The following is a 24,908-nucleotide window of genomic DNA, read 5'->3' as shown; positions in this document are numbered from 1 at the left end:
GGCTCACGCACTCCCACGGATCACGAGGCGATGCGGCAGCAGCACGCCCGGCACGTTGGCCTGCGGATTCGCGAGGCGTTGCAGCAACAGACGCGCGGCGGTCTCGCCGAGCTCGCGCATCGGCTGCGCGATCGTCGTGAGCGGCGGATCGATCTGCGCGGCGAGCGAGATGTCGTCGAAGCCGGCCACGGCGACGTCGTCGGGCACGCGCTTGCCGACGCTGCGCAAGCCGTGGATCACGCCGATCGCGAGCGTGTCCGACACCGCGAAAATCGCGCTCGGCGCGTCGGGCTGCAGCATCAAGCCAGCCGCGGCCGAGGCACCCGCCTCGTAATCGAGGCTGTTCAGATTCATGCGCCAGCGCGGGTCGGGCGCGATGCCCGCGTCGCTCAATGCGTCGAGGTAGCCCTGCTGACGCTGGCGCGCATACAGATAGTCGATGTCGGAATTGATCAAGCCGATGCGCCGGTGGCCGCGCGTGAGCAGGTGGCGCACCGCGTCGCCGGCCGCGCGGTAGTTGTCGATGCCGACGTAGGGCACGCCCATCTGCGGATCGAACTCGCAGCACGCGACCCACGGCAGCGCCTGCGACGCCTCGCCGAGCGCCTGCTGGATCGTCGCCGGATCGAGGCAGATCGCGCCGTCCGCGCGGCGCCGCCGCAGCATGTCGAAGTAGCTGCGCTCACGCCCCGGGTCCGCGCCGGTGTCGCATAGCAGCATGAAATAGCCGTGCCGACGCGCGACGCTGTCGATACCGCGCACGATCTCCGCGTAAAACGGATTGCCGAAGTCCGGCACCATCGTCAGCAGCAGGCGGCTTTCGGCGGTGCGCAGATTGCGCGCAAGTTCGTTGACGCGGTAGCCGCTCGCGTCGATCGCGGCGAGCACCCTGTCGCGGGTAGCGGGCCGCACGTTCTCGTGGCCGTTCAGCACGCGCGACACCGTCGCGACCGACACGCCCGCCTGCTCGGCCACGCTGGCGATCGACGGGCCGTCGGCCGCGCGCGGCGAGCGCCTCTGCGGCTGAGGTTGCGGTTGACTGCTCGCGCCGGACACCACGGCCGGCGACGATCGGGACGGCGTTCGGGACACACGACCTCGCAGCAAAAATGTAATCGATTACATTTTGTGGCGATGGCGACGCGAATCGCAAGGACGGATCGCTAGGGATTAACACGGGGGCCGCCCGGCCTGGCGCTTGCCCGCGAGCGGCCGGCGCGAGTCCGCCATTTGATACAATCCCGCCGTTCCCCTGACGCGGCTTGCGATGCGAATGCCTCGCTCCGAAGCCGCGGCCGCCGGCAATCCGCCGGGGCCGGGTCAGGACAAAAGTCTGCGGCAGCCGCCGCCCGCTCGCCAAACCAAAACCGCCGAATCCACCATGAACATCGAGCAAGCGCGTTTCAACATGATCGAACAGCAGATCCGCCCCTGGGAAGTGCTCGACCAGGACGTACTGAATCTGCTGTCGATCGTCAAACGTGAGAATTTCGTCCCCGCCGCTTACCGCGACCTGGCTTTTGCGGACTTCGAAGTGCCGCTGCCGGCCGGCCAGCACATGCTGGCGCCGCGCGTCGAGGCGCGCGTGCTGCAGGAACTCGCGGTGAAGAAGCACGAAAGCGTGCTGGAAATCGGCGCGGGCTCGGGTTACATGGCGGCGCTGCTCGCGCATCGCGCGCAACACGTGTTGAGCGTCGACATCGAACCGGAGCTGGCCGAGTTCGCGAAGAGCAACCTGATCGCCAACGGCGTGCTGAACGTCGAAGTCGCGACCGGCGACGCCGCGCGCGGCTGGACCGGCGCGGCACCGTACGACGTGATCTGCGTGTCGGGCGGTCTGCCGGTGCTGCCGCAGGAAATCCTCGAACAGCTGAAGGTCGGCGGCCGTCTCGCGGCGTTCGTCGGCAGCGCGCCGGTGATGAAGGCGCAAATCATCACGCGCATCGACGAGAAGCAATACCGCATCTCCGACGTGTTCGAAACCTATGTCGAGCCGCTCGCCAACGCGGTGCAGCCGGCGCGGTTCAGGTTCTAAGCGGCACTTTTTCGCTGCGCTTCGCGCTGTATTATTGATCTGGACGGGCGGCGAGTAAGCCGCCGTCCCACGAACTGGATGTCTCGCTGATGCAAAACCTGACCGCTCCCGCACTCGCCGAATGGCTCGCCGATACCTCGCGCCCCGCACCCGTGCTGCTCGACGTACGCGAGCCGTGGGAACTGCAAACGGCGTCGATCGCCGGCATCGTGTCGATTCCGATGCGCGAGATTCCCGCGCGCAGCGAAGAACTCGATGACGACGCGCAGATCGTCTGCATCTGCCATCACGGTGCGCGCAGCGCGCAGGTCGCGATGTTCCTCGAATCGCGCGGACACACCAACGTGTTCAATCTGCAAGGCGGGATCGACGCGTGGTCGCGTCAGGTCGATCCGTCGGTTCCGACTTACTGAGTCGAGCTCAACAGCGTATTAAAAGCGGCGCAAGGACTAGCAGTCCTTGCGCCGCTTGTCGTTTCGGCTGCCGATTCAGCCGGAATGTTGGCGAAAACCCCGCAAAATCGGGGTTGGCAAAAGCAGCCGATATTTTGGGCCGTCGCCCATGTACGGAAACGTGTCGTGCGGCAAATATCTGATCTCTGTCGACCCGGGCAAAGACTTCAGATAAGCGCCGATACACCTATGTCCTTGTCCGTGTTTGAGATGCACTCCGTGGAGCTGCGCTGTCAGAGGCCCTTGGGTGCTTGTTATGTAATCTGTGATGAGTGGCATTTCAAGGCGTGCCTGAGGAAGGCCGCCGACCTCGAGAGGGCCAAAGCAGATACCCGAGAATTTCTGGGCATTGCCGAACTGAACCATCGGGAGTGGGAACGGGACCGGGAGCTGATCAAAAGCATCGGGTGGCGTCTCTCCCTGGCGTTTCAAGCTTTGCGAGACCATGAACCCGACAGCGATGGATGGTGGGTCATCAGTGCGCTTTTCGCTGAAGTGCGGCGGGGCTCCCTACTTGCCGTTAAAGGTCGTCGTGCTGACCTGTTTCCGCCACCCCACCACACGCCGTTGAGGAGTCTCGCGGCGAGGGCAGTCGATCTCCCGAACGGCGAACCGATGCTGTGCGGCCGGTACGACCGAGGCGCCCGGCAAGCCCGGAAGTTCGCCGCACCCGCGGCCATGCCCGGAGGCAGCGGCGACGACGGCCTGCTCGACGCGGCGCTCGCCGTGGTCGATGCGCTCGCAGGCAAGGGCGAGGACTCAACGCTGCTTGATGACGCGCAGCCCTTCGAGTACACACCTGATGCTGTCAACGGCGACTCCTTTGATATCGCCAAAACACCCAATGAAGGCGAACCCGGTACGTGGTATACCAACCCTGGTAGCGGGCAAATGCGCATGTTTGGAGACGACGGCAAACGTGTCGTTGACTTCGACTTTGATCACGATCACGGTCAGGGCGTACCTCATGCCCACAACTGGGCAATCGATCCGCTTAGCGGGAAACTCAGGCGCGGCCCCGGCCTACCGTTTTCGTTGCTCCCCTAATCGACGGAGATGAAATGGAAAAGTCAAATTACGCAAACGTGCGGGATCTCCAGAATCTCCCCAGCTTCCACGACGCGGAGCTCTTTCGGATTGAGCACCGTCGCGATGAGAGCGAGTTGGAGCTTGGATTTAAGCGTGTCAATGGTGAAATGGAGGTTCTGCTTTTCAAGCAGGTGATTTCACTACGGATGCTGGACTTCGCAGAGCAAAATGTTGTCTCGCGCGTATTGCTGTCGCCGAAGCATTCATTTTCTGTCAGCGATGTGAGGACAATTATCGGATGGATCCGTAGTTGGACCGACTCCAAACCCGCGCTTGTATCTCAGGAGCAGGCGGAAAACATCACTCAGGACATACTGACAGGAAAGGCGACTCTATTCGCACTTGATCCCTCATGCGGAGCTGAAGTAGCCGTTCTGTGCGAGTCGGTTTGGCTACGGCAACACGATTAGTCAGCGTACAAGTATTAACCGCCTATGCACCACAGCCAAACTTCAGCATCAGACGCGAGCGCGGACGCCGGAGCATAAGCATCTTTCCTGATAACCGGAGATGCCGTATCACCGGAATTCTGGACCGAGTACTTTCAGATATCCCCCGACACAACCATCGTCAAAGGAAAGTCATTTACTCTCCGTTCCGGAAAGTCCAGTAAGGCTATGGGGAAAACAGGTCTCTGGGAGCTAAGCAGCGAATCGACCGTGCAAAGCGATTTGCTGGAGCCGCATTTGCGGTATCTCATTGCTCGGCGTGGTATGCCCCGCGAAGAAGCATTGTCCATTTCCCCGGCCTGCGCCCGTTCGCTCATGTCGGGCCTCCTTGTTCCGCATCACTGGTCGTCCGATGTACCCAGAGCGCACGACATGCACAAAGACGCGGCGCCCCGATCCCGCCCATGCACCGCCGATGCCCAGCGCGCGCCAGCGGCGCTTCGCTGGCGGCGAAGTGCGCTTCGTCGCGGCGCGACACGCACCTGAACGAGGCGCGGCGCGCGCGACTGCACCAGTTTCGCGCCGCGGCATCGATGGCTCGACGCGCCGCCCTCGCGCCGATAGCCGCGCCGCAACGGGCATCGCACGCGCATCGCACCGAATGTGTCACATGGCATGTGCCTTGCAGAAGACAAGTGGCTAGTCGTGCGACCTCAGCCAGGCTGGCTGAAATCGACGCTCATAAACAGTGACCATCAATGACAAGGGGAAAGCACATGAAACGTCGCAGTCTGTTGAAGTTCGGCTCCATGTCCGGCGCGCTCGCGCTCGCGGGCCGTGTGCCGTTCGCGCACGCGGAGTCTGATAGCGGCCCGATCAAGGTGGGCATCCTGCATTCGCTGTCCGGCACGATGGCGATCTCCGAAACGTCGCTGAAAGACACCGCGTTGATGACGATCGCCGACATCAACAAGAACGGCGGTGTGATGGGCCGTCAGATCCAGCCGGTGGTCGTCGACCCGGCGTCGAACTGGCCGCTGTTCGCCGAGAAGGCGCGCCAGCTTCTGACGCAGGACAAGTGCGCGGTGGTGTTCGGCTGCTGGACCTCGGTGTCGCGCAAGTCGGTGCTGCCGGTGTTCGAGGAACTGAACGGCCTGCTGTTCTATCCGGTGCAGTACGAAGGCGAGGAAATGTCGCGCAACGTGTTCTATACGGGCGCCGCGCCGAACCAGCAGGCGATTCCCGCGACCGAATACCTGATGAGCGCCGAAGGCGGCGGCGCGAAGCGCTTCTTCCTGCTCGGCACCGACTATGTGTATCCGCGCACGACCAACAAGATCCTGCGCGCGTTCCTCAAATCGAAGGGCGTGCAGGAAGCCGACATTCAGGAAGTCTATACACCGTTCGGTCACAGCGACTATCAGACCATCGTCGCGAACATCAAGACCTTCTCGCAAGGCGGCAAGACCGCGGTGATTTCGACCGTGAACGGCGATTCGAACGTGCCGTTCTACAAGGAGCTCGGCAACCAGGGGCTGAAGGCGTCGGATGTGCCGGTCGTCGCGTTCTCGGTCGGCGAAGAGGAGCTGCGCGGCATCGATACGAAGCCGCTCGTCGGCAATCTCGCGGCCTGGAACTACTTCATGTCGTTGCGCAACCCGACCAACGAGAAGTTCAAGAAGCAATGGGCCACGTGGGTCAAGGACAACAACCTGCCGGGCGGCACGAAGCGCGTGACCAACGATCCGATGGAAGCGACCTTCGTCGGCATGCATATGTGGAAGCAGGCGGTCGAGAAAGCAAAGAGCACCGAGGTCGACAAGGTGCGCGTCGCGATGGTCGGCCAGACTTTCGCCGCACCGTCGGGCTTCACGCTGGAGATGGACGGCAACCACCATCTGCACAAGCCGGTGATGATCGGCGAGGTACGCGCGGATGGTCAGTTCAACGTCGTGTGGCACACCAAGGGACCGATTCGCGCGCAACCGTGGAGCCCGTTCATCGCCGGCAATGCTGGCAAGCCGGATGTGGTCAGCTCGATTCCGGCGTTCCTGCGGCGCTCGCGCGTCGCATGACGTGTCGGCTTGAGCCTCGTTGCGGCTCGCGGCGGCGGTGTGGCGCGCGGGTCACCGCGCGGGTATCGCCGCTCCGGTCGCGACGCGCGACCTGCGTGCCGACGCGCGCGCGGCTCGCGCGTGACCCGGACGCCCTGCGCTTCGCGCCGCCGCCGCGCGTTCGCTGCGTCGCGCGGCGTGACCGCGCACGCCAATGCGCGGCAACGTCCCGCTGAAGCGGCGCCGACGTCTGACGCGACGCCCTCGCACTCTCGAGCGGCTCATCGATTCAACCCAGTGCAAAAGGCCATCATGGCGTTTTCGTTTCCGACTTCCGTACGACGACGCGGCGCGACGCTCCTGGTGCCGCTCGCGGTCCTTCTCGCCGCCGCGCCGGGCGCCGCATTCGCGCTGACCCAGGCCGACGTCGCGCCGCTCGCGGGCGACGACTTCGAGGCGAAGTCCGCCGCGATCGACAAGCTGATCTCGACGCACGATGCCGCGTCGCTCGCGGTGCTCAAGGCGCTCGCCGACGACAACGCGCTCGCCACCGACGCAGGCGCGGTACTGCTGCAGGACGGCGACGCCACCCGCGATGCCGTCACCGGCCAGCCCGTCGCCGCGAGCGACGCGCAACCGGTCACGCTGAATAACCTGCTGCGCTCGAAAGTGGCGGGCGCGCTGTCGGGTCTGCAACTCGCCTCGCCCGACCAGGCGACACGCGCAGCCGCCGTCGACGCGCTGCTGCAAAACCCCGATCCGTCGATCAAGCCACTCGTCGACGCGGCGCGCGCAAAAGAAACCGATCCCGCTCTGAAGAAACGTCTCGACACGCTGTGGGCGATGAGCGCATTGCACGACCCGGATCCGGCCAAGCGCCTCGATGCGGTGCAACTGGTCGCCGCGCGCCACGACCTCGACATGAACGAACTGCTGCGCCCGTTGGTCGCGAAGAAAGCCGACGGCACGTTTGCCGAAGCCGACGAACGCGTGCGCGCGGCAGCGCAAAGCGGCATCGATGAGCTCGATGCGATCCAGCGCCGCAGCCAGATCGCGGGCACGCTGTTCGCGGGGCTGTCGCTCGGCAGCGTTCTGCTGCTCGCCGCGCTCGGCCTCGCCATCACATATGGCCTGATCGGCGTGATCAACATGGCGCACGGCGAATTCCTGATGATCGGCGCGTACGCGACCTACGTCGTGCAGAACCTCGTTCAGCGTTTCGCGCCTAACGCGTTCGACTGGTATCCGCTACTCGCGATACCGGCCGCGTTCGTCGCGGCGGCGCTGGTCGGCATCGTGCTCGAACGGCTCGTGCTGAAGCACCTGTACGGCCGCCCGCTCGAAACGCTGCTGACCACCTTCGGCGTGAGCCTGATCCTGATTCAGGCCACCCGCATGCTGTTCGGCGCGCAGAACGTCCAGGTCGTCAATCCGTCGTGGATGAGCGGCGGCGTCACCGTGCTGCCGAATCTGATCCTGCCGTACAACCGGCTCGCGATTCTCGCGTTCTCGCTGATCGTCGTCGCGATCGCGTGGGCCGTGCTCACGCGCACGCGGCTGGGTCTGTTCGTGCGCGCGGTCACGCAGAACCGTCGCATGGCCGCGTGCGTCGGCGTGAAGACCGCGCGCGTCGATTCGTATGCGTTCGCGTTCGGCGCGGGCATCGCGGGGCTCGGCGGCTGCGCGCTGTCGCAGATCGGCAATGTCGGGCCGGACCTCGGCCAGAGCTACATCATCGATTCGTTCATGGCGGTCGTGCTCGGCGGCGTCGGCCAGCTCGCGGGCACCGTGCTCGGCGGCTTCGGGCTGGGACTCGTCAGCAAGGCGATCGAACCGTTCTGGGGCGCGGTGCTCGCGAAGATCGCGGTGCTCGTGCTGATCGTGCTGTTCATCCAGAAGCGTCCGCAGGGCATGTTCGCCTTGAAGGGCCGTAGCGCGGAGGCATGAGATGACATCGGCTACTTCATCGGCAGACCCCGCTTCCGCTTCGTCGTCGCGCGCCGGTGCCGCCGGCGCTGGCGGCGCGCGCGAGTCCAACACCGGCTTCGCGCTCGGCCTGCCACCGCGGCCCGCGCTGTTGTCGCGTCGCGCGTGGCTCGCGCTGATCGCGCTGATGATCGTGTTCGGCCTCGGCGTGCCGTTCGCCGCGCTGGTGATTCCGGAGACGAGCGCCTTGCATCTGTCCGCGTATGCGATGACGCTGACCGGCAAGTTCATGTGCTATGCGATCGCCGCGCTCGCACTCGATCTGGTGTGGGGCTACTGCGGCATCCTGAGTTTGGGTCACGCTTTGTTCTTCGCGCTCGGCGGCTACGCGATCGGCATGTACCTGATGCGCGCGATCGGCCACGATGGCAAGTACGGCAGCGATCTGCCCGACTTCATGGTGTTTCTCGACTGGCACCAGTTGCCGTGGTACTGGCAGGGCACGCAACATCTCGGCTACGCGCTCTTGCTCGTCGTGCTGGTACCCGCCGTGCTCGCGTGGGTGTTCGGCTTCTTCACGTTCCGCTCGCGCGTGAAGGGTGTCTATCTGTCGATCATCACGCAGGCCATGACCTTCGCCGCGATGCTGCTGTTCTTTCGCAACGAGACGGGCTTCGGCGGCAATAACGGCTTTACCGACTTCAAGCGCATCGGCGGTTTTCCGATCACGCATCAGGGCACGCGCGCCGCCTTGCTGCTCATTACGTTCGCGGTGCTGATCGCCGCGTTCATCGGCGCGCGCGCGATCGTCACGTCGAAGCTCGGCCGCGTGGTGAGCGCGGTGCGCGACGGCGAAACGCGGCTGATGTTCCTCGGCTACAGCCCGCTCGCGTACAAGCTGTTCGTGTGGACCGTGTCGGCGGTGCTGTGCGGCATCGCGGGCGCGTTGTACGTGCCGCAGGTCGGCATCATCAATCCGGGCGAGATGTCGCCGGGCAACTCGATCGAAATGGCGATCTGGGTGGCGGTCGGCGGACGCGGCACGCTGATCGGCCCCATCATCGGCGCGTTCGCCGTGAACGGTGCGAAGAGTTTCTTCACGGCGAACTTCCCCGAATACTGGCTGTTCTTTCTCGGCCTGATCTTCGTGCTGGTGCCGCTGCTGCTGCCGAACGGCATCATGGGGCTCGCCGATCTGCTGACGCGTAAAAGGAACCGCTGATGAACGAAAACCCGATGGTTCCCGATCTGGCTTTACCCGAAGCACCACCGGAACGCTCGCTGAGCGGCGTCGCGAGCATGGGACACGCGGTCGTGCCCGGCGAGATCGACGTATCGCACGGCACGATCCTCTACCTCGAAGACGTGACGGTCAGCTTCGACGGCTTTCGCGCGCTGAACGCGCTGTCGCTCGCGATCGACGCGGGCGAACTGCGCTGCATCATCGGCCCGAACGGCGCGGGCAAGACGACGATGATGGACGTGATCACGGGCAAGACCGCGCCCGATCACGGCAAGGTGTTTCTCGGCCAGTCGATCGATCTCACGCGCATGAACGAACCGGCGATCGCGCGCGCCGGCATCGGCCGCAAGTTCCAGAAGCCGACCGTGTTCGAGCAGCATCCGGTGTGGGAAAACCTCGAACTCGCGATGAAGACCGACAAGGGCTGGTGGGCGTCGCTGCGCGCGCGGCTCGATGGCGACGCGCAGGCCCGCATCGAGGAAACGCTCGCGCTGATCGGGCTGGAAAGCGAAGCACGAAGGCTCGCCGGCGAGCTATCGCACGGCCAGAAGCAGCGCCTCGAAATCGGCATGCTGCTGATGCAGCAACCGGCGCTGCTGCTGCTCGACGAACCCGCGGCCGGCATGACCGATGACGAAACGATGCAACTCGCCGAATTGCTCAACCACCTGCGCGGCACCTGCTCGATGATGGTCGTCGAGCACGACATGGAGTTCGTCGCGGCGCTCGCGGGCGACACAGGCAAGGTGACGGTGATGGCCGAAGGCCGCGTGCTCGCGCACGGCACGCTCGACGAAGTCAAGCGCGACGAGACGGTGATCGAGTCTTATCTAGGCCGCTGATTGCTGCTGGAAGCGGCACCGCATCGTCAACCCGACAGGATGACTGAACAATGCTCGAAGTAGACCGACTGAACCAATACTACGGCGGCAGCCATATTCTGCGCGACGTGAAGCTCACGGTGCCCGACGGCAAGCTGACGGTGCTGCTCGGCCGCAACGGCGTCGGCAAGACCACGCTGCTGCGCTGCCTGATGGGCGTCGTGCCCGCGAAAAGCGGCGCGATCGCATGGCGCGGCGAACAGTTGATGAAACTGCCGACCCATGCCCGCGTCGCTCAGGGGCTCGCCTACGTGCCGCAGGGCCGCGATATCTTTCCGCGCCTCACCGTCGAGGAAAATCTGCTGGTGGGCGCCGCGAGCAGAAAGGCGCCGAAGAAAATCCCCGAGCGCATCTACGAGCTTTTCCCGGTACTGAAGGACATGCGCAACCGGCGCGGCGGCGATCTCTCCGGCGGTCAGCAGCAACAGCTCGCGATCGGCCGCGCGCTGATGAGCGAGCCGCAACTGCTGATCCTCGATGAGCCGACCGAGGGCATCCAGCCGTCGATCATTCAGGACATCGGCCGCACGCTGCGGCAGCTCGTCGAGGACATGGGCATGACGGTGCTGCTGGTCGAGCAGTACTACGACTTCGCCAAAGCGATCGCCGATCGTTACTGGGTGATGAGTCGCGGCGAGATCGTCGCGGGCGGCGAGGGGGCGAACATGGATGCGGATGGGGTAAGGGGATTGATTGCCGTGTAAGCGAGCTCAAGTTATCCGCCGCGCAACCGTTACACAGGCTAGGCAACGCCGCAACGGTTCGACGAGGTGGACACCATGGACGACAACAAGCAGGTCAGACGCGAGTTTTACAGAAACCCAGCCTCCTATTGCAGGGTGATGAACGTCGTGTCGGCGGTCACTTTCGGTCTATTCGAAGTGGACAGCGGCGGTACGGTCGGCATGCTGTCGGTGCGCTGGGAGAAGCTCGGCAACGAACTCGCGCCGCAGCTGCACGCGTATTACGACAGCTGGCACGTGCTCGCGTCGTTCCCCGACGTTCTCGCGAGAATGGCCGGGACGACCGGGCCGTCGTGTTCGCCGGAAGCTTTCTGTCAGCTATTGCTCGACTGCGGATTCATCAATCGCGCGGAACGGGGCGTGGACGATCACGCCGAGCCGACACTCGTACCCTAGACGCCGCCGCGATACGGCCTGGGTCGGCGACACAACCTCGATATAGAGGGAGAAAAGCATGTCCGTGACGGTTCACGTCGAATATCAGTATTGCCAACATGGCCAGAAAGCCATCCAGACAGGCAGCGACTCGTTGACCGTCCAGGAAAACACCCCCCGCGCGATCCTTGCGTTGCTGCGACTGTTGCATCCGCAGTGGGAGGGCATCAAGGTGCTGTCGGTGACCGAAGCCTCGCCCGAGAGTACCGCGTCGTAGCCGCTGCCGCGGCTTGCGCGCTTCGACACGCGTGCTATCCTCGTCGCACGCCGATTCCCCCATCCATCCGCATGTCGCTTCACGAAAACCACGCCACGCTCGCCGCCGCGCACACGCCGTGGCGCGCGCGGCTCGAACTCGGCTTCGTCGGCGGCGACGCTCGCACGACGCTCGCGCACCGGCTGCACGACGGACCGCTGCGCGTGCAACGGCCGCTCTATCCTGAAGGCCCGTCGATCTGTCACGCGGTGATCGTGCATCCGCCCGGCGGCGTCGCGGGTGGCGATCAGCTCGACATCGACATCACGCTCGCCGCGCAAACGCATGCGGTGCTGACGACGCCGGGCGCAACCAAGTGGTACAAGTCGAACGGCCGCGCGGCGCGGCAGCGCATCGCGCTGCGTGTCGGTGAGCACGCGAAGCTCGACTGGCTGCCGCAGAACAACATCGTGTTCGATCACGCGAACGCGCACCTCGATTTTTCGCTGACGCTCGCCGACGGCGCGAGCGCGATCGGCTGGGACGCGACCCAGCTCGGACGCCAGGCGGCCGGCGAACGCTGGTCGGCGGGTAGCTTGCGCGCGGTGTCGCGCATCGTCGGCGCGAATGGCGAGCTGCTGTGGTTCGAACGCGCGAGCCTCACCGCCGACGATCCGCTGCGCGCCGCGCCGCAGGGGCTCGCCGGCTTTCCGGCCTATGGCACGCTGTGGGCCGTAGGCGCCGCTTGCGATGACGCGCTCGCCGAATCGCTGAGCGCGCAACTGCCGTTCGACGACACGTTGCGAGCAGCCGCCTCGTGCGTGACGAACGGCGTGCTGCTGGTGCGCGCGGTGTCGCGCTCGATGGAAACGCTGCAGCACGCGCTCACGCGCTGTTGGCTGCAATTGCGGCCGGTCGTGCATGGTGTCGCGGCGGTGCCGTTGCGGATCTGGTCGACCTGACAGCGCGGCTTCCCGCTTTCGTCTTCATCACGCTGTTTGCGCACCAAGGCGGCGCACGCGCACGCCCCAACCCTGTGCGCGAACTGGCGTAGCACGCCGCCACGCCACGCCGCAGAGGGATGGCACACAGCTTGCATTGCACTCGCCACTTCGCGGCCGGCCAAGATGAAGCCAGCGACGACCCGACACCCACGACACCACCACTGCTCACGCCCATGACCCGCACTCTCTCCCGCTCCGCGCGCCGCGCCTTGCTAGCCGCATTGCTCGCCCTGCCCATCGTCGCCGATCTCGCGTTTCATGCGGCCCCCGCGCACGCCGACACGCTCGACAACATCGCCAAGGCCGGCGTGCTGAAGGTCGCCGTGCCCGAGGACTATCCGCCGTTCGGCTCGGTCGGCCCCGACATGAAGCCGCAGGGCTATGACATCGACACGGCCGCGCTGCTCGCCAAAGCGATGAACGTGAAGCTCGAACTCGTGCCGGTCAACAGCGCGAATCGCATTCCGTATCTGCAAACGGGCAAGGTCGACCTCGTGATCTCGTCGCTCGGCAAAACGCCCGAGCGCGAGAAGGTGATCGACTTTTCGAGCGCGTACGCGCCGTACTACCAGGGCGTGTTCGGTCCCGCCGACATCAAGGTGAGCGGTCCCGCCGATCTCACCGGCAAGACCGTCGGCGCGACGCGCGGCGCGCTCGAGGAAATCGGTCTCACGCAGATGGCGCCGAACGCGACGATCAAGCGCTTCGAGGACAACAACGCGACGATCGCCGCGTTCCTGTCCGGCCAGGTGCAGTTGATCGCGGCCGGCAACATCGTCGCGGCCGCGATCCTGGCGAAGAATCCGCCGCGCCGTCCGGAGCCGAAGTTCGTGATCAAGAACTCGCCGTGCTTCGTCGGCATGAACAAGAATGAGCCGCGCCTGCAACAGAAGGTCGATGCCGCGATCGCCCAGGCCAAACACGACGGCACGCTCGGTGCGATGTCGAAGAAGTGGTTTGGCGCACCGCTGCCCGCCGACCTGTAATTCTGCAAACGCGGTGGCACGCGCGGTCGCAAACGTAGTTGTAAGCGCGCCGTTAGCCGGACTTGATACCGTGACCGGATGATCGCGCGACGCCAGGCCCCCGTCGTCGCGACGCGACCACGACGCCGCCACGACACATCAAACGCCGAGACCCACACCCGATGAAGCTGACACCTCGCGAGAAGGACAAGCTGCTGATCTTCACCGCCGCGCTGCTCGCCGAACGGCGCCGCGCGCGCGGCCTCAAGCTGAACTATCCGGAGGCGGTCGCCTTCATCACCGCCGCGCTGATGGAAGCCGCGCGCGACGGCAAGAGCGTCGCCGAGGTGATGCACTACGGCACCACGCTGCTCACGCGCGCCGACGTGATGGAGGGCGTGCCCGAGATGATCCCCGACATCCAGGTCGAAGCGACGTTTCCCGACGGCACCAAGCTCGTCACCGTCCATCACCCGATTCCCTGAACTCCTCTTCGTCAAGGCAGGCCCCATGATTCCCGGCGAACTCCTCGTCGACGACGGCGAGCACGAACTGAACGCGGGCCGCGCGACGGTCACGGTGGTCGTGTCGAATACCGGCGACCGTCCCGTGCAGATCGGCTCGCATTATCATTTCTACGAGGTGAACGACGCGCTGTCGTTCGATCGCGAAGCGGCGCGCGGCTTTCGCCTGAATATCGCGGCGGGCACCGCGGTGCGCTTCGAGCCCGGTCAGGAGCGCACGGTCGAACTCGTCGCGCTGGCCGGCGAGCGCATCGTCTACGGCTTCAACGGCAAGGTGATGGGCAAGCTGTGATGCGCTGCCCGCGCCCTGGCGTTTCGACCGCCCTGCTCCGCCTTGCCTTGCCTGTCGCTCGCTTGTAGCTCATTTCGGACCCACACCATGACACTACGCATTGGCCGCCGCGCATACGCGGAGATGTTCGGCCCCACCACCGGCGACCGCGTGCGCCTCGCCGACACCGAACTGCTGATCGAGATCGAGCGCGACTTCACGACCTACGGCGAAGAGGTCAAGTTCGGCGGCGGCAAGGTGATTCGCGACGGCATGGGCCAGTCGCAGCGCGTGCATGCCGAGGTCGTCGATACCGTCGTGACGAACGCGGTGATCCTCGATCACTGGGGCGTCGTGAAGGCCGACATCGGCATCAAGGACGGCCGCATCGCGGCGATCGGCAAGGCCGGCAATCCCGACATCCAGCCGAATGTGACGATCGCGATTGGCGCGGCCACCGAAGTGATCGCGGGCGAAGGGCTGATCGTGACCGCGGGCGGCATCGATACGCACATCCACTTCATCAGCCCGCAGCAGATCGAGGAAGCGCTCGCGAGCGGCGTGACGACGATGCTCGGCGGCGGCACCGGCCCCGCGACCGGCACGAATGCGACCACCTGCACGCCGGGGCCATGGCATCTCGAACGCATGCTGCAAGCGGCCGACGGCTATCCGATGAACCTCGGCTTTCTCGGCAAGGGCAACGTGAGCCAGCCGGCCCCGCTGACCGAACAGATCGCCGCGGGCGCGATCGGTTTGAAGCTGCACGAAGACTGGGGCACGACGCCCGCGGCGATCGACAACTGCCTTGGCGTCGCCGACGATACCGACACGCAGGTCGCGATCCACACGGATACGCTAAACGAAGCGGGCTTCGTCGAAGCGACCGTCGCCGCGTTCAAGGGACGGACGATCCACACGTATCACACCGAAGGCGCGGGCGGCGGCCACGCCCCGGACATCATCAAGGTGTGCGGCGAAGCGAATGTGCTGCCGTCGTCGACGAATCCGACGCGGCCCTACACGGTCAACACGCTCGACGAGCATCTCGACATGCTGATGGTGTGCCATCACCTCGATCCGTCGATTGCCGAAGACATCGCGTTCGCCGAATCGCGGATTCGCCGCGAGACGATCGCCGCCGAGGACATCCTGCACGATCTCGGCGCGCTGTCGATGCTTTCTTCGGATTCGCAGGCGATGGGCCGCGTCGGCGAAGTGATCATCCGCACGTGGCAGACCGCGCACAAGATGAAGGTGCAACGCGGCGCGCTGCCCGACGACAACGCGCGCCACGACAATTTCCGCGCGAAACGCTATGTCGCGAAGTACACGATCAATCCGGCGATTACGCACGGCATCGCGCATGAAGTCGGTTCGATCGAACCGGGCAAGTGGGCCGACCTCGTGTTCTGGGAGCCGGCGTTCTTTGGCATCAAGCCGTCGCTGATCCTGAAGGGCGGCATGATCGCGATGGCGCAGATGGGCGATCCGAATGCATCGATTCCGACGCCGCAGCCCGTGCACTATCGCGAGATGTTCGCGACGCGCGGCGGAGCGCTGGGCCGCACGTCGCTGACCTTCGTGTCGCAACTCGCCGCCGATGCGAATGTGGCCGAACGCTATGGTTTGCACAAGCGCATCGTCGCGGTGAAGAACTGCCGCAACGTGACGAAGGCCGACATGATTCACAACGCGTGGCGCCCGAACATCAGCGTCGATCCGGAAACCTATCAGGTGATCGCCGACGGCCAGTTGCTGACCTGCGATCCGGCCACCGTGCTGCCGATGGCGCAACGCTATTTCCTGTTCTGATCATGCGTACACTGAACAAACTTCTCGCGCCGCATCTGAAGATCGCGCCGGTACTCGTCAAGCGCGCGCCGACCTTGACGCTCGCGTTCGATGAACGTCGCAAGAGCCGTCTCGCCGCGACGCTCGATGACGGCGAGGAAATCGCATTGCTGTTGCCGCGCGGCACCGTGCTGCGCGATGGCGACGTGCTCGTCGCCGATGATGGCGGGCTCGTGCGTGTCGTTGCGGCTGATGAAGCCGTGCTTGTCGTACGCGCATCGGACGCGTTGACGTTGACGCGCGCCGCCTATCACCTCGGTAATCGTCATACGCCGGTCGAAGTGGGCGCCGATTATCTGAAACTCGAATACGATCCGGTGCTCGCCGACATGCTCGAGCGCATCGGCGCCACGGTCGAGCGGGTGTCGCTGCCGTTTCAGCCTGAAGCCGGGGCGTATGGCGGTGGACATAAGCATGGGCACGACGAGACGTTCGCCGAGGACTATGCGATCGCGCAGCAGGTGTTTGGTGAGCATCATGGGCATGAGCATGCTCATGCCCATGAGGGCTCTTCGCACTCGCACGATCACGACCATGACCACGTGCACGACGAATCGTGCGGACATGGACACCACCCGCATCGTCATGCGCATCGCTGAATTCACCGCGCTGCTGCATCTAGCGTCGCCAGCACTGCCGATTGGCGCGTTCAGCTATTCGCAGGGTCTCGAAGCGGCGATTGAAGCGCAGCTCATTACCGATGCCGACTCCGCGCGCATATGGATTGAACGCGGCCTGACCGACGTGCTCGCGCGCGGCGAGTTGCCGTTCCTCGCGCAGCAGATCGAACGCTGGCGCACGCACGACGCCGTGGAACTCGCCGACGCCAACGCCGAATTCCTCGCGAGCCGCGAGTCCGCCGAACTGCGCCGCGAAACGGAGCAGATGGGCTGGTCGCTGCGACAGCTGTGTGTGTCGCTCGAATGGGGCGACGTGGCGAGGCGCGAAACGCTCGCGTCGCTGACGCCGCTCGCGCAGCCGAGCGCGTTCGCATTCGCCGCTCACGCGCACAATGCTCGGGTCGATGCCGCGCTCGCCGCCTATGCGTTCAGTTGGGTCGAGAACCAGGCCGCCGCCGCGTTGAAGGCGGTGCCGCTCGGCCAACTCGCGGGGCAACGCATCATCGTCACGCTGCGTGAGCCGATCGACGCGGCCGTCGCGCGCGCGCTGGCGACCTCGCGTGACGACCTCAACACGTTCGCGCCGCAGCTCGGCATTCTGTCGGCGCGCCACGAGTCGCAGTATTCGCGGCTCTTCCGCTCGTAGCACGATTCCCACGATCCATCATGAACGCATCTCATCATTCCGCTTCCCATACCGCGAGCCAGATCCGCACGAAGAAGCTGCCGCCGCTGCGCGTGGGCGTCGGCGGCCCGGTTGGCTCGGGCAAGACCACGCTGCTCGAAATGCTGTGCAAGGCGATGCGCGACCAGTACGACCTCGTCGCGATCACGAACGACATCTATACGAAAGAGGATCAGCGTCTGCTGACCGTCGCGGGCGCGCTGCCGGCCGAGCGCATCATGGGCGTCGAGACGGGCGGCTGCCCGCACACCGCGATCCGCGAGGACGCATCGATCAACCTCGAAGCGGTCGACCGCATGCTCACGCGTTTTCCGGATGCGGACATCGTGTTCATCGAATCGGGCGGCGACAACCTCGCGGCGACCTTCAGCCCGGAGCTGTCGGACCTGACGATCTACGTGATCGACGTCGCGGGCGGCGAGAAGATTCCGCGCAAGGGCGGACCTGGGATCACGAAGTCGGATCTGCTCGTGATCAACAAGACGGATCTGGCGCCGCTGGTGGGCGCGAACCTCGACGTGATGGCATCGGACGCGAGGAAGATGCGCGGCGAGCGGCCGTTTGTGATGTGTAATCTGAAGGCGCTCGAGGGCCTCGACGACGTGGTGAAGTTTATTGAAAAGAAGGGATTGTTGAAGGTGTAAGCAAGTGACGCTTCACTCGCCAGGATGGCATTCGCGCAGGAATGCCATCATTTCGGTGCCATCCTTCGATAAATAGAAGCGCACCATCTTTTCGTTGCCGTCGAAGAAAAACTGCTGCAACGCGCCGAACAGGAAGAACGCGCAGCCGCGTTCGAATGGATTGGAAACTTCTTCGCTGAGCGCGCGGGTCCCTGCGCCGAAAACCCAGTTGAGCTCTGGAGCACCCGGCACGGTAGGCAAAGGCGTATACCGCCCCGCCTCACCCAGCGCGACGTCGGGCGTATAGCGCGTTTGTTCACCTTCACCTCGGAAAACGCCCCCACTCGAGCGCTTCGTTACGCGCTGCCACGTGGCTCTGCAAATCGCCGAACGTAAGCTTGGCGAGCGTGAATCGATCATTCCGCAACAGCGCCAGCAAACGCTTTGAAGCGTTCGCGAGGTTCAAAATCTGCTCATGATCGGATATCTTCCGACCACCGGCGGTGATGCCGTCGAGCAATGTCTTCACCTCGACGAACGTCGACGGATTCCCTTCGAGTACGCCTGCGTCCCACACGAACTCCGGCAGCATTCGGTGAAAACGGGAACATACACGTTTGACCGGATGGATGGGAACGTCTAGTGGAATCGCGGCACGATCCCGCCGAAAACCCAGTTGGGAGAAAAGTGTCATTGCCAGAGGTGAAACAGCAATTGGTCCAACCAGCGACATGCTAGCCTTGAAGATTTTGCGACGGATTCAGTGGTACGCTGAGGCTTCAGATGTGAGCGCGAGAACATTTGCTCATATCTCACTGATACGCGCAAATATGTGGACTGTGCTGGCAGACGTTGGCGTGCCGCAGTGCGCGCATGCTGACGATACAAGGACAGACAATGGCTGAACCAAAAACCGAAGATGCAGGCTCTTCTTCCGCCGAATATGTGCAGCGCGTCACAACCTTCCTGGGGGAAGTGAGTGCCTGGTGCAGAGACCATGGTCTAACCGTGGAACGCGACGTCACAACACTCAGTGAAGAGATGATGGCCCAATATGATGCGTAAGCACCTCGCGACGGCCGTCCGCAACGCGGCGCCCGCGTGAGGCATGATCGGGAATCGGGTTACGTGTCAGCAGACGCCGATGGGCCAGACTGCCGAGGCAGCTTCGTGGCCACGTTCCAGGGCAACAGTTCGTCGATGCGGTTAATGGGATGGTCAGCGATATGGGTCAGGACGTATTCGAGGTAGGCGCGCGGGTTGATCCCGTTGAGCTTGCATGTGCCGATCAGACCGTACATCGCGGCTGCCCGCTCGCCTCCGCTGTCGGAGCCGGCGAACAGGAAGTTCTTGCGGCCCAGACTCACACAGCGCAGCGCGTTTTCCGCCAGGGCGTTGCTGATCTCGGCACGGCCCTCTTCGCAATACAGCACGAGCGCATCCCACTGGTTGAGCGAGTAACGGATCGCTTTGGCCAGTTCGGATTTCTTCGACAGCGTTGCGAGCTTGTCCGTCATCCACGTCTTGATGGTCGCCAGCAGCGGCACGCTTTTCTCCTGCCGCACGCGCAGCCGTTCAGCGGCGGGTTTGCCGCGGATGTCCGCCTCGATGCCGTAAAGTGCACCGATCAGCTCGAGCACCTCCCGGGTCGCCTCGGTAGGCGTTCGGGCATGCACGTCGTATATGTACCGTCTCGCGTGGTCCCAGCATGCAGCCTCGCGAATCTTGCCGCTCTCGTACAGTTCGTTGAAGCCGCTGTAGGCGTCGGCCTGAAGGATGCCCTCGAATCCGGCCAGATGGGTCTGGGGATGGATGCCTTTGCGGTCCGGCGAGTAAGCAAACCACACTGCGGCCGGTTCGGTCGAGCCCGAACGGGTGTCATCGCGCACATACACCCACAGGCGCCCAGTCTTCGTCTTCTTCTTGCCCGGCTCGAGCACCGGGATAGGCGTGTCATCCGCGTGCAGCTTCGACGGTGCCACCGTGTAGCGGCGCAGTGCCTCGGTCAGTGCATCGCAAAGGGCCTCGCACTGGCCGACCCAGCGTCCCATGCTGGCCGGATCCAGCTTCACGCCGTCGCGCGCGGCAATCTGCGACTGCCGGTACAACGGCGCGTGGTCAGCGTACTTCGAGACGAGGATGTCGGCCAGCAGGCTCGGATGGGCAATGCTGCGCGTGATCGGCAGGCCTGGCATGGACGGCTGCGAGAAGTGGTGGCCGCACGGACAGACCGTCTTGCGCCGGATCGTGCGGATCACCTTGAACATTGCCGCGACGCGGGCGAGCTGCTCGGACACGTCTTCTCCGAGCGGCTGCATGGCGCTGCCGCACTTCGGGCAGGTCGCGTCGGCGTCGAGTACGCGTTCTTCGCGTGGCAGATGCGGCGGCAGCGCTTCTTTCGGCGATGCGTCGCCCACAGGCGTGCTCGCGCTTGATTGGCGGGCGCGTCGCACATCAGCGACACCACGCTCACCGGTCAAGTCCTCGAGCGCGGTTTCGAGCCGCGCGACCTCCCGGTCCAACTGCTCGGACTTGCGGCCGAACTGCATGCGCTTGAGCTTGTCGATCTGCGCCTTGAGCTGCTCGATCTCCAGATCGCGCTCGGCAAGCTGGGCACGGGCCTCGACCAGCAAGGCTCGCAGGGTTGCAACATCGTCAGGAAGTTCGGCGCCGTTCGACATGCGGCGCAGTTTACGAGTCTTCTGCTCGGTTTACAACATCGACAGTGCAGCGGTGCGACGCGGCTGCCGCCAATCGATGCCTTCGAGCAACATCGACAATTGCGCCGCCGTCAGATGGACCTTGCCGCCATCGGCCTGCGGCCAGACGAAGCGGCCCCGCTCAAGCCGCTTCGCAAGAAGCCAGAGCCCGTCCTCGGTCGCCCACATGACCTTCACGAGATCGCCGCGCCGTCCCCGGAAGATGAACACGTTGCCACCCAGCGGATTGTCCTCGAGCGCCGTCTGCACCTTTGCCGCCAGCCCCTGGAACCCGCAGCGCATGTCGGTGACGCCCGCCACCAGCCAGACGCGTGTACCCGTGGGTAGAGAGATCACGATCGCACGCTCCCCAGCACGACGCGTAGCGTGTCGGCGTCGACGATGCCGTTGACCTTGACTACCACGTCACCGAACCGGATCTCGATCGTCCCGGCTCGTGCAGTCCGGTTGCAGACGTCCCTTGCATCTGGGGGCATCGCCACGCGCTGCGGCGGCGTCTCATGAACCACCGCCACTGGAATCAGGCACGTCGTTTCCGCCTGCAATTGCTCGCGATAGCGACGCCGCCAGGTGAACAGCATGTTTGCATTGATGCCATTGTCCCGCGCCAGCTTCGCGACCGACGCACCAGGCTCACATGCCGCGGCCGCAAGCCGGCGTCGAAATTCGCGATCATAATTCGGGCGCCCCTTGCGGCTACCCGGCTTGGCTTCCGACTCTGTCACAGTGATGTCCATCAAATCGAAAATGATGGGCACCACTTTGATGTCGGTTCTCGCCGCCGTCTACGACGGTCGTCGTGAGGTGCTTACTATGATGCCCCGAGCCTTCACATATCAAAGGACGGAGTGTCAGTGGCCGAGATCCAGCCTGTCGGATCGAAAATCATCGGCGCGCACGGGAGAGTGGATCTAATCGGCCGTGTGACGAGACATGCGTTCCTTTTCTACGTTGGAAAAGGTCCGACGTTTTCGATGCAGACTACCGTTGGTGGAAAAAACACAACCTCGTCGTCGGCACCCATGCTTTCTGGAGGCGACGGAGATGGCTGGTACTGGATCGAGGCCAGAGTACGTCGAGCAAAGCGCGTTGAAGAGAGTCTGTTTCTTGACCTGCTCACGGATGTTTCCGACTATGAATTTTAATAATCCTCTGGATCCAGTCTATAAGGCATTTGCTGTGGCGAACGATTGCTTCAAAGTCGCCACGCGCACGATTCAAATCCAGCACGAAGAACTCATCCGACGCACACAGTTCATTGGGGCAACTCCGGAGGAAGCAAATACCGCCCTTCAAGACGCAGCCAGGCAAGCGGCTGACCTTGCCATTTTGGCGCTATTCGCCACATTTGAGCGGTTCGTCATCGAGCATCTGCAAACGGCCAATCGGCTGCTGGCCGCCGGATATCCGCAGCAGTATTCCGACAAGCTGGCTGAAAAGTTCGAGAATGAAGTCGAATATTGGAAGTTTGGTGAGATTCTCAATCTTTTCAAAGGCGAAGTTGACTCCGATCTCATCGGGCAGGTCAAGCAAATCAAGCAATATCGCGATTGGATTGCACATCAAAACCCAGGCAAACCAACCCCGACGCAAGCTGCGCCGGAAACGGCTTTTGATGTCTTAACCAAGATGATTGAGCAAATCCGGCAGACCCACACACCTCCGCAGGAAGAGGAAGCGGTCGACGCCGTAGCGCCGACACAAGCCCAATAAGCGACGAGTCTGTCGCGAAGCAGCAATAACACTCGGACCGTTCATATCACATAAGCAAGCGTTAGCCACAAAGTGCGTGGCGCTTGCGGCTTGAATAATTCGCTCGGCGCGGTCGTCAGCGGCGTTCCGAGACTACTCCGGCAACAACGCCGCCAACACATCCACCGTCCTCGCCGTCGCCCCGCGATGCCTCGCCGCAAACGCGGCAGCCGCACCGCCCATCGCGAGCCGCCGCGACTTGTCGCCGAACAGCTCGCGCAGCGCGCGCGCCAGATCGGCCGGGTCCTGCACCTGCACGGCGGCACCGGCCGCGACCGCATCGGCGGTGGCTTGCGTGAAGTTGAACACGTGCGGCCCGATCAGCACCGGCACGCCGACCGCGCACGCTTCGATCAGGTTCTGTCCGCCAAGCGGCAACAGACTGCCGCCGATAAACGCAAGATCCGACGCCGCGTAGTAAGCGCCCAACTCGCCCATCGAATCGCCGAGCAGCACGTTCATCTCGCGAGGCAGCGGCGCCACGCCATCGTCAGCGGTGCGCGCCGCCGACGCGACCTTCGCATCGGGCGCCCAACTCGATCGCCGTTCGAGCCGCAACCCCGCTTTCTCGACGAGCGCCGCGACTTCATTGAAGCGCTGCGGATGACGCGGCACCAGAATCAGCAGCGCATCGTCGATGCCGAGCGCCGCGAACGCCTCGAGCACGAGCGCTTCTTCGCCCTCGCGCGTGCTCGCCGCGACCCACACGGGCCGCGTGCCGATCGCCGCGCGCCACGCGTGGCCGCGTGCCGCGAGTTCGGGCGGCGTGCTCATGTCGAACTTCAGATTGCCGAGCACCGCGACATTGCGCGCGCCGAGCGAGGTCAACCGCTCGGCATCGGACGGACTCTGCGCGAGCACGCGCGCGAAGCCGCCGAACACGTCCTTCGTCGCACCGCCGTATTTCGCCGCGCGCTTGAACGAACGTGCCGACATCCGCGCGTTGGTCAGCACGAGCGGCACGTCGGCGCGACGGCACTCGTCGATCAGGGTCGGCCACACCTCGGTTTCCATCACGAGACCGAGCGACGGCCGCCACCCGCGCAAGAAGCGCCGTACCGCATGCGGCATGTCGTACGGTAGATAACTGCGCAACACGCGGTCGCCGAAAATCTCGATGCCGGTCGCGCGGCCGCTCGGCGTCATGTGCGTAAGCAGAATGCGCGCGTCGGGGCGCGCCTTCGTCAGCGCATCGATCAGCGGCTGCGCGGCGCGCGTCTCGCCGACCGACACCGCATGCACCCAGATCAACGGCGCGCCGTCCTCCAACAGGCGCCCGCGCGAATAACCGAAGCGCTCGCCGATATGCTCGCGATAACCGCGCTCCTTACGCGAACGGATCAACAGACGCAGCACCGCAAGCGGCGCGATGAGCCACCAGAGCGCGCGATAGATCGCCCTTAGCATCGGCGCCCCGCGTGATTCGGAAAGCGCAGCGCGCTCACTCGCGCGATGCGGGCCGGCATCTGCCCGGCCCTCGAATCGACCGCCGCGCTCAAACCAGCGCCCTGCCCTTCAGGCGCTCGAGAATGCCGAGCGGCGCGCATTCCGGCTGCGCCATCGCCTTCACTGGCAGGAAGAAAGTCTGCTCCAGCATGAACTGGCCGGACATCACCGCATGCGAGGTCTGGTCGGAGAAGCACACCCACACGCTGCCCGGTGGAAACGGCATGGTCTGTTGCGGGCTCGTCTTCTGATAGTCGAGGTCGGCCTTCATGCCGTCGTGCAGACTGAGCATCAGATGATCGTATTCGCTGCGCAGCGATTTGGTCACGTGCAGCAGGTTCAGCAGCCACGCGGAGCCGGGCATCTGCGGCTTGATACGCGGCAGGAAGCGCTGCGCCATGTCCTCGAACGGCTCGCCGACGCGCCATACGCGCGGCACGCCATGGGGATTGACGTTGGTGAACACGCGCAGGATGCGCTCGCCGTAATTCGGCCGCGACGGAAACGCGTCGACATGCAGACGGCTATCGTCCTTGCGCCACGAGGTTTCGCGAGTCTCGACCTGATGCAGCCGCAGGCTCGTCGGCGCGACCCGCAGCTTGCCGCTGTACTCGGGAAAGAGCCCGTCGACGAGCGTGCGCGCATTCGCCTGATAACGCGCGATCAACGCGCGCACCGCCGATTGCGTGACCGCATCGCCGGCCACGCCATGCAGCGCGCCGCCGTTCGGTTCGAGGCTGATGTTCTTGCGGTTCGGATCGGCGAGCGCCGGGTCGAGCAGCGCCTGCTCGCCACCGTCGATCGCGAAGCGCAGGTTCGGGAAGTACAGCACCTTGCCGCGCTCGACGCCGGCGAGCAGCGTCTCTCGAGGCACGGACAGGTTGCAGCCGTGCCAGTCGGCGTTCGCTACTTCGATGATCTGGGTTTCGTTCATGGTCGCCCTTTGGAACGGAGGGTGCGCAAGGCGAAGCGCACCGACAGGATGCAGCAGGTGCTGATGC

At 64.3% G+C, this 24,908-nt stretch carries 29 protein-coding genes; 22 read left to right on the top strand and 7 right to left on the bottom strand.

Features of this window, described 5'->3' with window-relative positions:
- Positions 1-3: 3 nt before the first annotated feature.
- Positions 4-1,092, bottom strand: coding sequence for a LacI family DNA-binding transcriptional regulator (locus tag OKW27_RS32500; protein ID WP_429335884.1), 1,089 nt, complete (start codon positions 1,090-1,092; stop codon positions 4-6).
- A 289-nt stretch (positions 1,093-1,381) separates the two neighbouring features.
- On the opposite strand from OKW27_RS32500, the gene OKW27_RS32495 reads away from it, so the two are divergent.
- The 19 genes from OKW27_RS32495 (at position 1,382) to ureG (ending at position 18,010) form a co-directional block, all read left to right on the top strand.
- Positions 1,382-2,035, top strand: coding sequence for a protein-L-isoaspartate O-methyltransferase family protein (locus tag OKW27_RS32495; protein WP_090805605.1), 654 nt, complete (start codon positions 1,382-1,384; stop codon positions 2,033-2,035).
- 89 nt (positions 2,036-2,124) lie between these two features.
- Entirely contained in the window at positions 2,125-2,448 is a 324-nt protein-coding gene (locus OKW27_RS32490; RefSeq protein ID WP_018419659.1) for a rhodanese-like domain-containing protein, read from the top strand.
- 228 nt (positions 2,449-2,676) lie between these two features.
- Positions 2,677-3,534, top strand: coding sequence for a hypothetical protein (locus tag OKW27_RS32485; RefSeq protein WP_429335883.1), 858 nt, complete (start codon positions 2,677-2,679; stop codon positions 3,532-3,534).
- 14 nt (positions 3,535-3,548) lie between these two features.
- A complete protein-coding gene (locus tag OKW27_RS32480; protein WP_090803378.1) occupies positions 3,549-3,986 on the top strand; it encodes a hypothetical protein in 438 nt (145 codons plus the stop codon).
- Positions 3,987-4,741: 755 nt separating this feature from the next.
- Entirely contained in the window at positions 4,742-6,040 is a 1,299-nt protein-coding gene (gene urtA / locus OKW27_RS32475; RefSeq protein ID WP_090803376.1) for an urea ABC transporter substrate-binding protein, read from the top strand.
- A 291-nt stretch (positions 6,041-6,331) separates the two neighbouring features.
- Positions 6,332-7,966 (top strand): urea ABC transporter permease subunit UrtB, encoded by a 1,635-nt coding sequence (gene urtB / locus OKW27_RS32470; RefSeq protein ID WP_187611806.1) that lies wholly within the window; start codon positions 6,332-6,334, stop codon positions 7,964-7,966.
- 1 nt (position 7,967) lies between these two features.
- On the top strand, positions 7,968-9,167 hold the full coding sequence (gene urtC, locus OKW27_RS32465) for an urea ABC transporter permease subunit UrtC (RefSeq protein ID WP_090803373.1): 1,200 nt from the start codon (positions 7,968-7,970) through the stop codon (positions 9,165-9,167).
- Positions 9,167-10,030, top strand: a complete 864-nt coding sequence (gene urtD, locus OKW27_RS32460) for an urea ABC transporter ATP-binding protein UrtD (RefSeq protein WP_429294640.1) — start codon at positions 9,167-9,169, stop codon at positions 10,028-10,030. Before urtC ends, urtD begins: the two co-directional genes overlap by 1 nt.
- Positions 10,031-10,080: 50 nt before the next feature.
- Entirely contained in the window at positions 10,081-10,773 is a 693-nt protein-coding gene (gene urtE, locus OKW27_RS32455) for an urea ABC transporter ATP-binding subunit UrtE (RefSeq protein WP_018419653.1), read from the top strand.
- Positions 10,774-10,848: 75 nt separating this feature from the next.
- The gene (locus OKW27_RS32450; protein ID WP_260330273.1) at positions 10,849-11,208 is read left to right on the top strand and encodes a hypothetical protein; all 360 of its coding nucleotides are present in this window, start codon (positions 10,849-10,851) and stop codon (positions 11,206-11,208) included.
- 58 nt (positions 11,209-11,266) lie between these two features.
- Entirely contained in the window at positions 11,267-11,464 is a 198-nt protein-coding gene (locus OKW27_RS32445) for a hypothetical protein (protein ID WP_429335882.1), read from the top strand.
- 71 nt (positions 11,465-11,535) lie between these two features.
- Positions 11,536-12,405 carry an urease accessory protein UreD gene (locus tag OKW27_RS32440; RefSeq protein WP_429335881.1) on the top strand — a complete coding sequence of 290 codons (870 nt, stop codon included), beginning with the start codon at positions 11,536-11,538 and terminating at the stop codon, positions 12,403-12,405.
- A gap of 215 nt (positions 12,406-12,620) precedes the next feature.
- Positions 12,621-13,433, top strand: a complete 813-nt coding sequence (locus OKW27_RS32435; RefSeq protein WP_429335880.1) for a transporter substrate-binding domain-containing protein — start codon at positions 12,621-12,623, stop codon at positions 13,431-13,433.
- 161 nt (positions 13,434-13,594) lie between these two features.
- Positions 13,595-13,897, top strand: a complete 303-nt coding sequence (ureA, locus tag OKW27_RS32430) for an urease subunit gamma (protein WP_008923043.1) — start codon at positions 13,595-13,597, stop codon at positions 13,895-13,897.
- A gap of 25 nt (positions 13,898-13,922) precedes the next feature.
- On the top strand, positions 13,923-14,228 hold the full coding sequence (locus OKW27_RS32425; RefSeq protein ID WP_184059704.1) for an urease subunit beta: 306 nt from the start codon (positions 13,923-13,925) through the stop codon (positions 14,226-14,228).
- 87 nt (positions 14,229-14,315) lie between these two features.
- Positions 14,316-16,022: an urease subunit alpha gene (gene ureC / locus OKW27_RS32420; protein ID WP_429335879.1), complete on the top strand. Its 1,707-nt coding sequence runs from the start codon at positions 14,316-14,318 to the stop codon at positions 16,020-16,022.
- Positions 16,023-16,024: 2 nt separating this feature from the next.
- Complete coding sequence (gene ureE / locus OKW27_RS32415; RefSeq protein WP_429335878.1) at positions 16,025-16,660, top strand: urease accessory protein UreE; 636 nt, start codon at positions 16,025-16,027, stop codon at positions 16,658-16,660.
- Complete coding sequence (locus OKW27_RS32410) at positions 16,647-17,327, top strand: urease accessory protein UreF (RefSeq protein ID WP_429336613.1); 681 nt, start codon at positions 16,647-16,649, stop codon at positions 17,325-17,327. The genes ureE and OKW27_RS32410 overlap by 14 nt, the downstream gene beginning before the upstream one ends.
- Positions 17,328-17,347: 20 nt before the next feature.
- The gene (gene ureG, locus OKW27_RS32405) at positions 17,348-18,010 is read left to right on the top strand and encodes an urease accessory protein UreG (protein WP_429335877.1); all 663 of its coding nucleotides are present in this window, start codon (positions 17,348-17,350) and stop codon (positions 18,008-18,010) included.
- Between the two features lie 12 nt (positions 18,011-18,022).
- Here the strand turns inward: ureG and OKW27_RS32400 are convergent, their stop codons facing one another.
- Entirely contained in the window at positions 18,023-18,409 is a 387-nt protein-coding gene (locus OKW27_RS32400; RefSeq protein ID WP_429335876.1) for a hypothetical protein, read from the bottom strand.
- Between the two features lie 453 nt (positions 18,410-18,862).
- On the opposite strand from OKW27_RS32400, the gene OKW27_RS32395 reads away from it, so the two are divergent.
- Positions 18,863-19,054 (top strand): hypothetical protein, encoded by a 192-nt coding sequence (locus tag OKW27_RS32395; RefSeq protein WP_429335875.1) that lies wholly within the window; start codon positions 18,863-18,865, stop codon positions 19,052-19,054.
- Between the two features lie 59 nt (positions 19,055-19,113).
- Here the strand turns inward: OKW27_RS32395 and tnpC are convergent, their stop codons facing one another.
- Genes tnpC through tnpA form a run of 3 tightly spaced genes read right to left on the bottom strand, consistent with a single transcriptional unit; the run spans position 19,114 to position 21,434 of the window.
- Entirely contained in the window at positions 19,114-20,670 is a 1,557-nt protein-coding gene (gene tnpC / locus OKW27_RS32390) for an IS66 family transposase (protein WP_429335874.1), read from the bottom strand.
- A 30-nt stretch (positions 20,671-20,700) separates the two neighbouring features.
- Positions 20,701-21,045: an IS66 family insertion sequence element accessory protein TnpB gene (gene tnpB, locus OKW27_RS32385; protein WP_090806198.1), complete on the bottom strand. Its 345-nt coding sequence runs from the start codon at positions 21,043-21,045 to the stop codon at positions 20,701-20,703.
- Positions 21,042-21,434: an IS66-like element accessory protein TnpA gene (gene tnpA / locus OKW27_RS32380; RefSeq protein ID WP_429333022.1), complete on the bottom strand. Its 393-nt coding sequence runs from the start codon at positions 21,432-21,434 to the stop codon at positions 21,042-21,044. The genes tnpB and tnpA overlap by 4 nt, the downstream gene beginning before the upstream one ends.
- A gap of 129 nt (positions 21,435-21,563) precedes the next feature.
- Between tnpA and OKW27_RS32375 the strand changes: the two genes are divergently transcribed.
- Entirely contained in the window at positions 21,564-21,854 is a 291-nt protein-coding gene (locus tag OKW27_RS32375; protein WP_429335873.1) for a hypothetical protein, read from the top strand.
- The gene (locus tag OKW27_RS32370) at positions 21,844-22,422 is read left to right on the top strand and encodes a hypothetical protein (protein WP_429335872.1); all 579 of its coding nucleotides are present in this window, start codon (positions 21,844-21,846) and stop codon (positions 22,420-22,422) included. The genes OKW27_RS32375 and OKW27_RS32370 overlap by 11 nt, the downstream gene beginning before the upstream one ends.
- Positions 22,423-22,554: 132 nt before the next feature.
- Here the strand turns inward: OKW27_RS32370 and waaA are convergent, their stop codons facing one another.
- Together waaA and OKW27_RS32360 are read right to left on the bottom strand one after the other, a co-directional pair.
- The gene (waaA, locus tag OKW27_RS32365) at positions 22,555-23,868 is read right to left on the bottom strand and encodes a lipid IV(A) 3-deoxy-D-manno-octulosonic acid transferase (protein WP_429335871.1); all 1,314 of its coding nucleotides are present in this window, start codon (positions 23,866-23,868) and stop codon (positions 22,555-22,557) included.
- A gap of 88 nt (positions 23,869-23,956) precedes the next feature.
- Positions 23,957-24,841 carry a Kdo hydroxylase family protein gene (locus OKW27_RS32360; protein ID WP_184020906.1) on the bottom strand — a complete coding sequence of 295 codons (885 nt, stop codon included), beginning with the start codon at positions 24,839-24,841 and terminating at the stop codon, positions 23,957-23,959.
- Positions 24,842-24,908 lie beyond the last annotated feature (67 nt).

It is taken from the genome of Paraburkholderia sp. 35.1 (genome assembly GCF_050436525.1).
GTDB lineage: Bacteria > Pseudomonadota > Gammaproteobacteria > Burkholderiales > Burkholderiaceae > Paraburkholderia > Paraburkholderia tuberum.
This window is presented reverse-complemented; position numbering and strand designations above follow the sequence as displayed.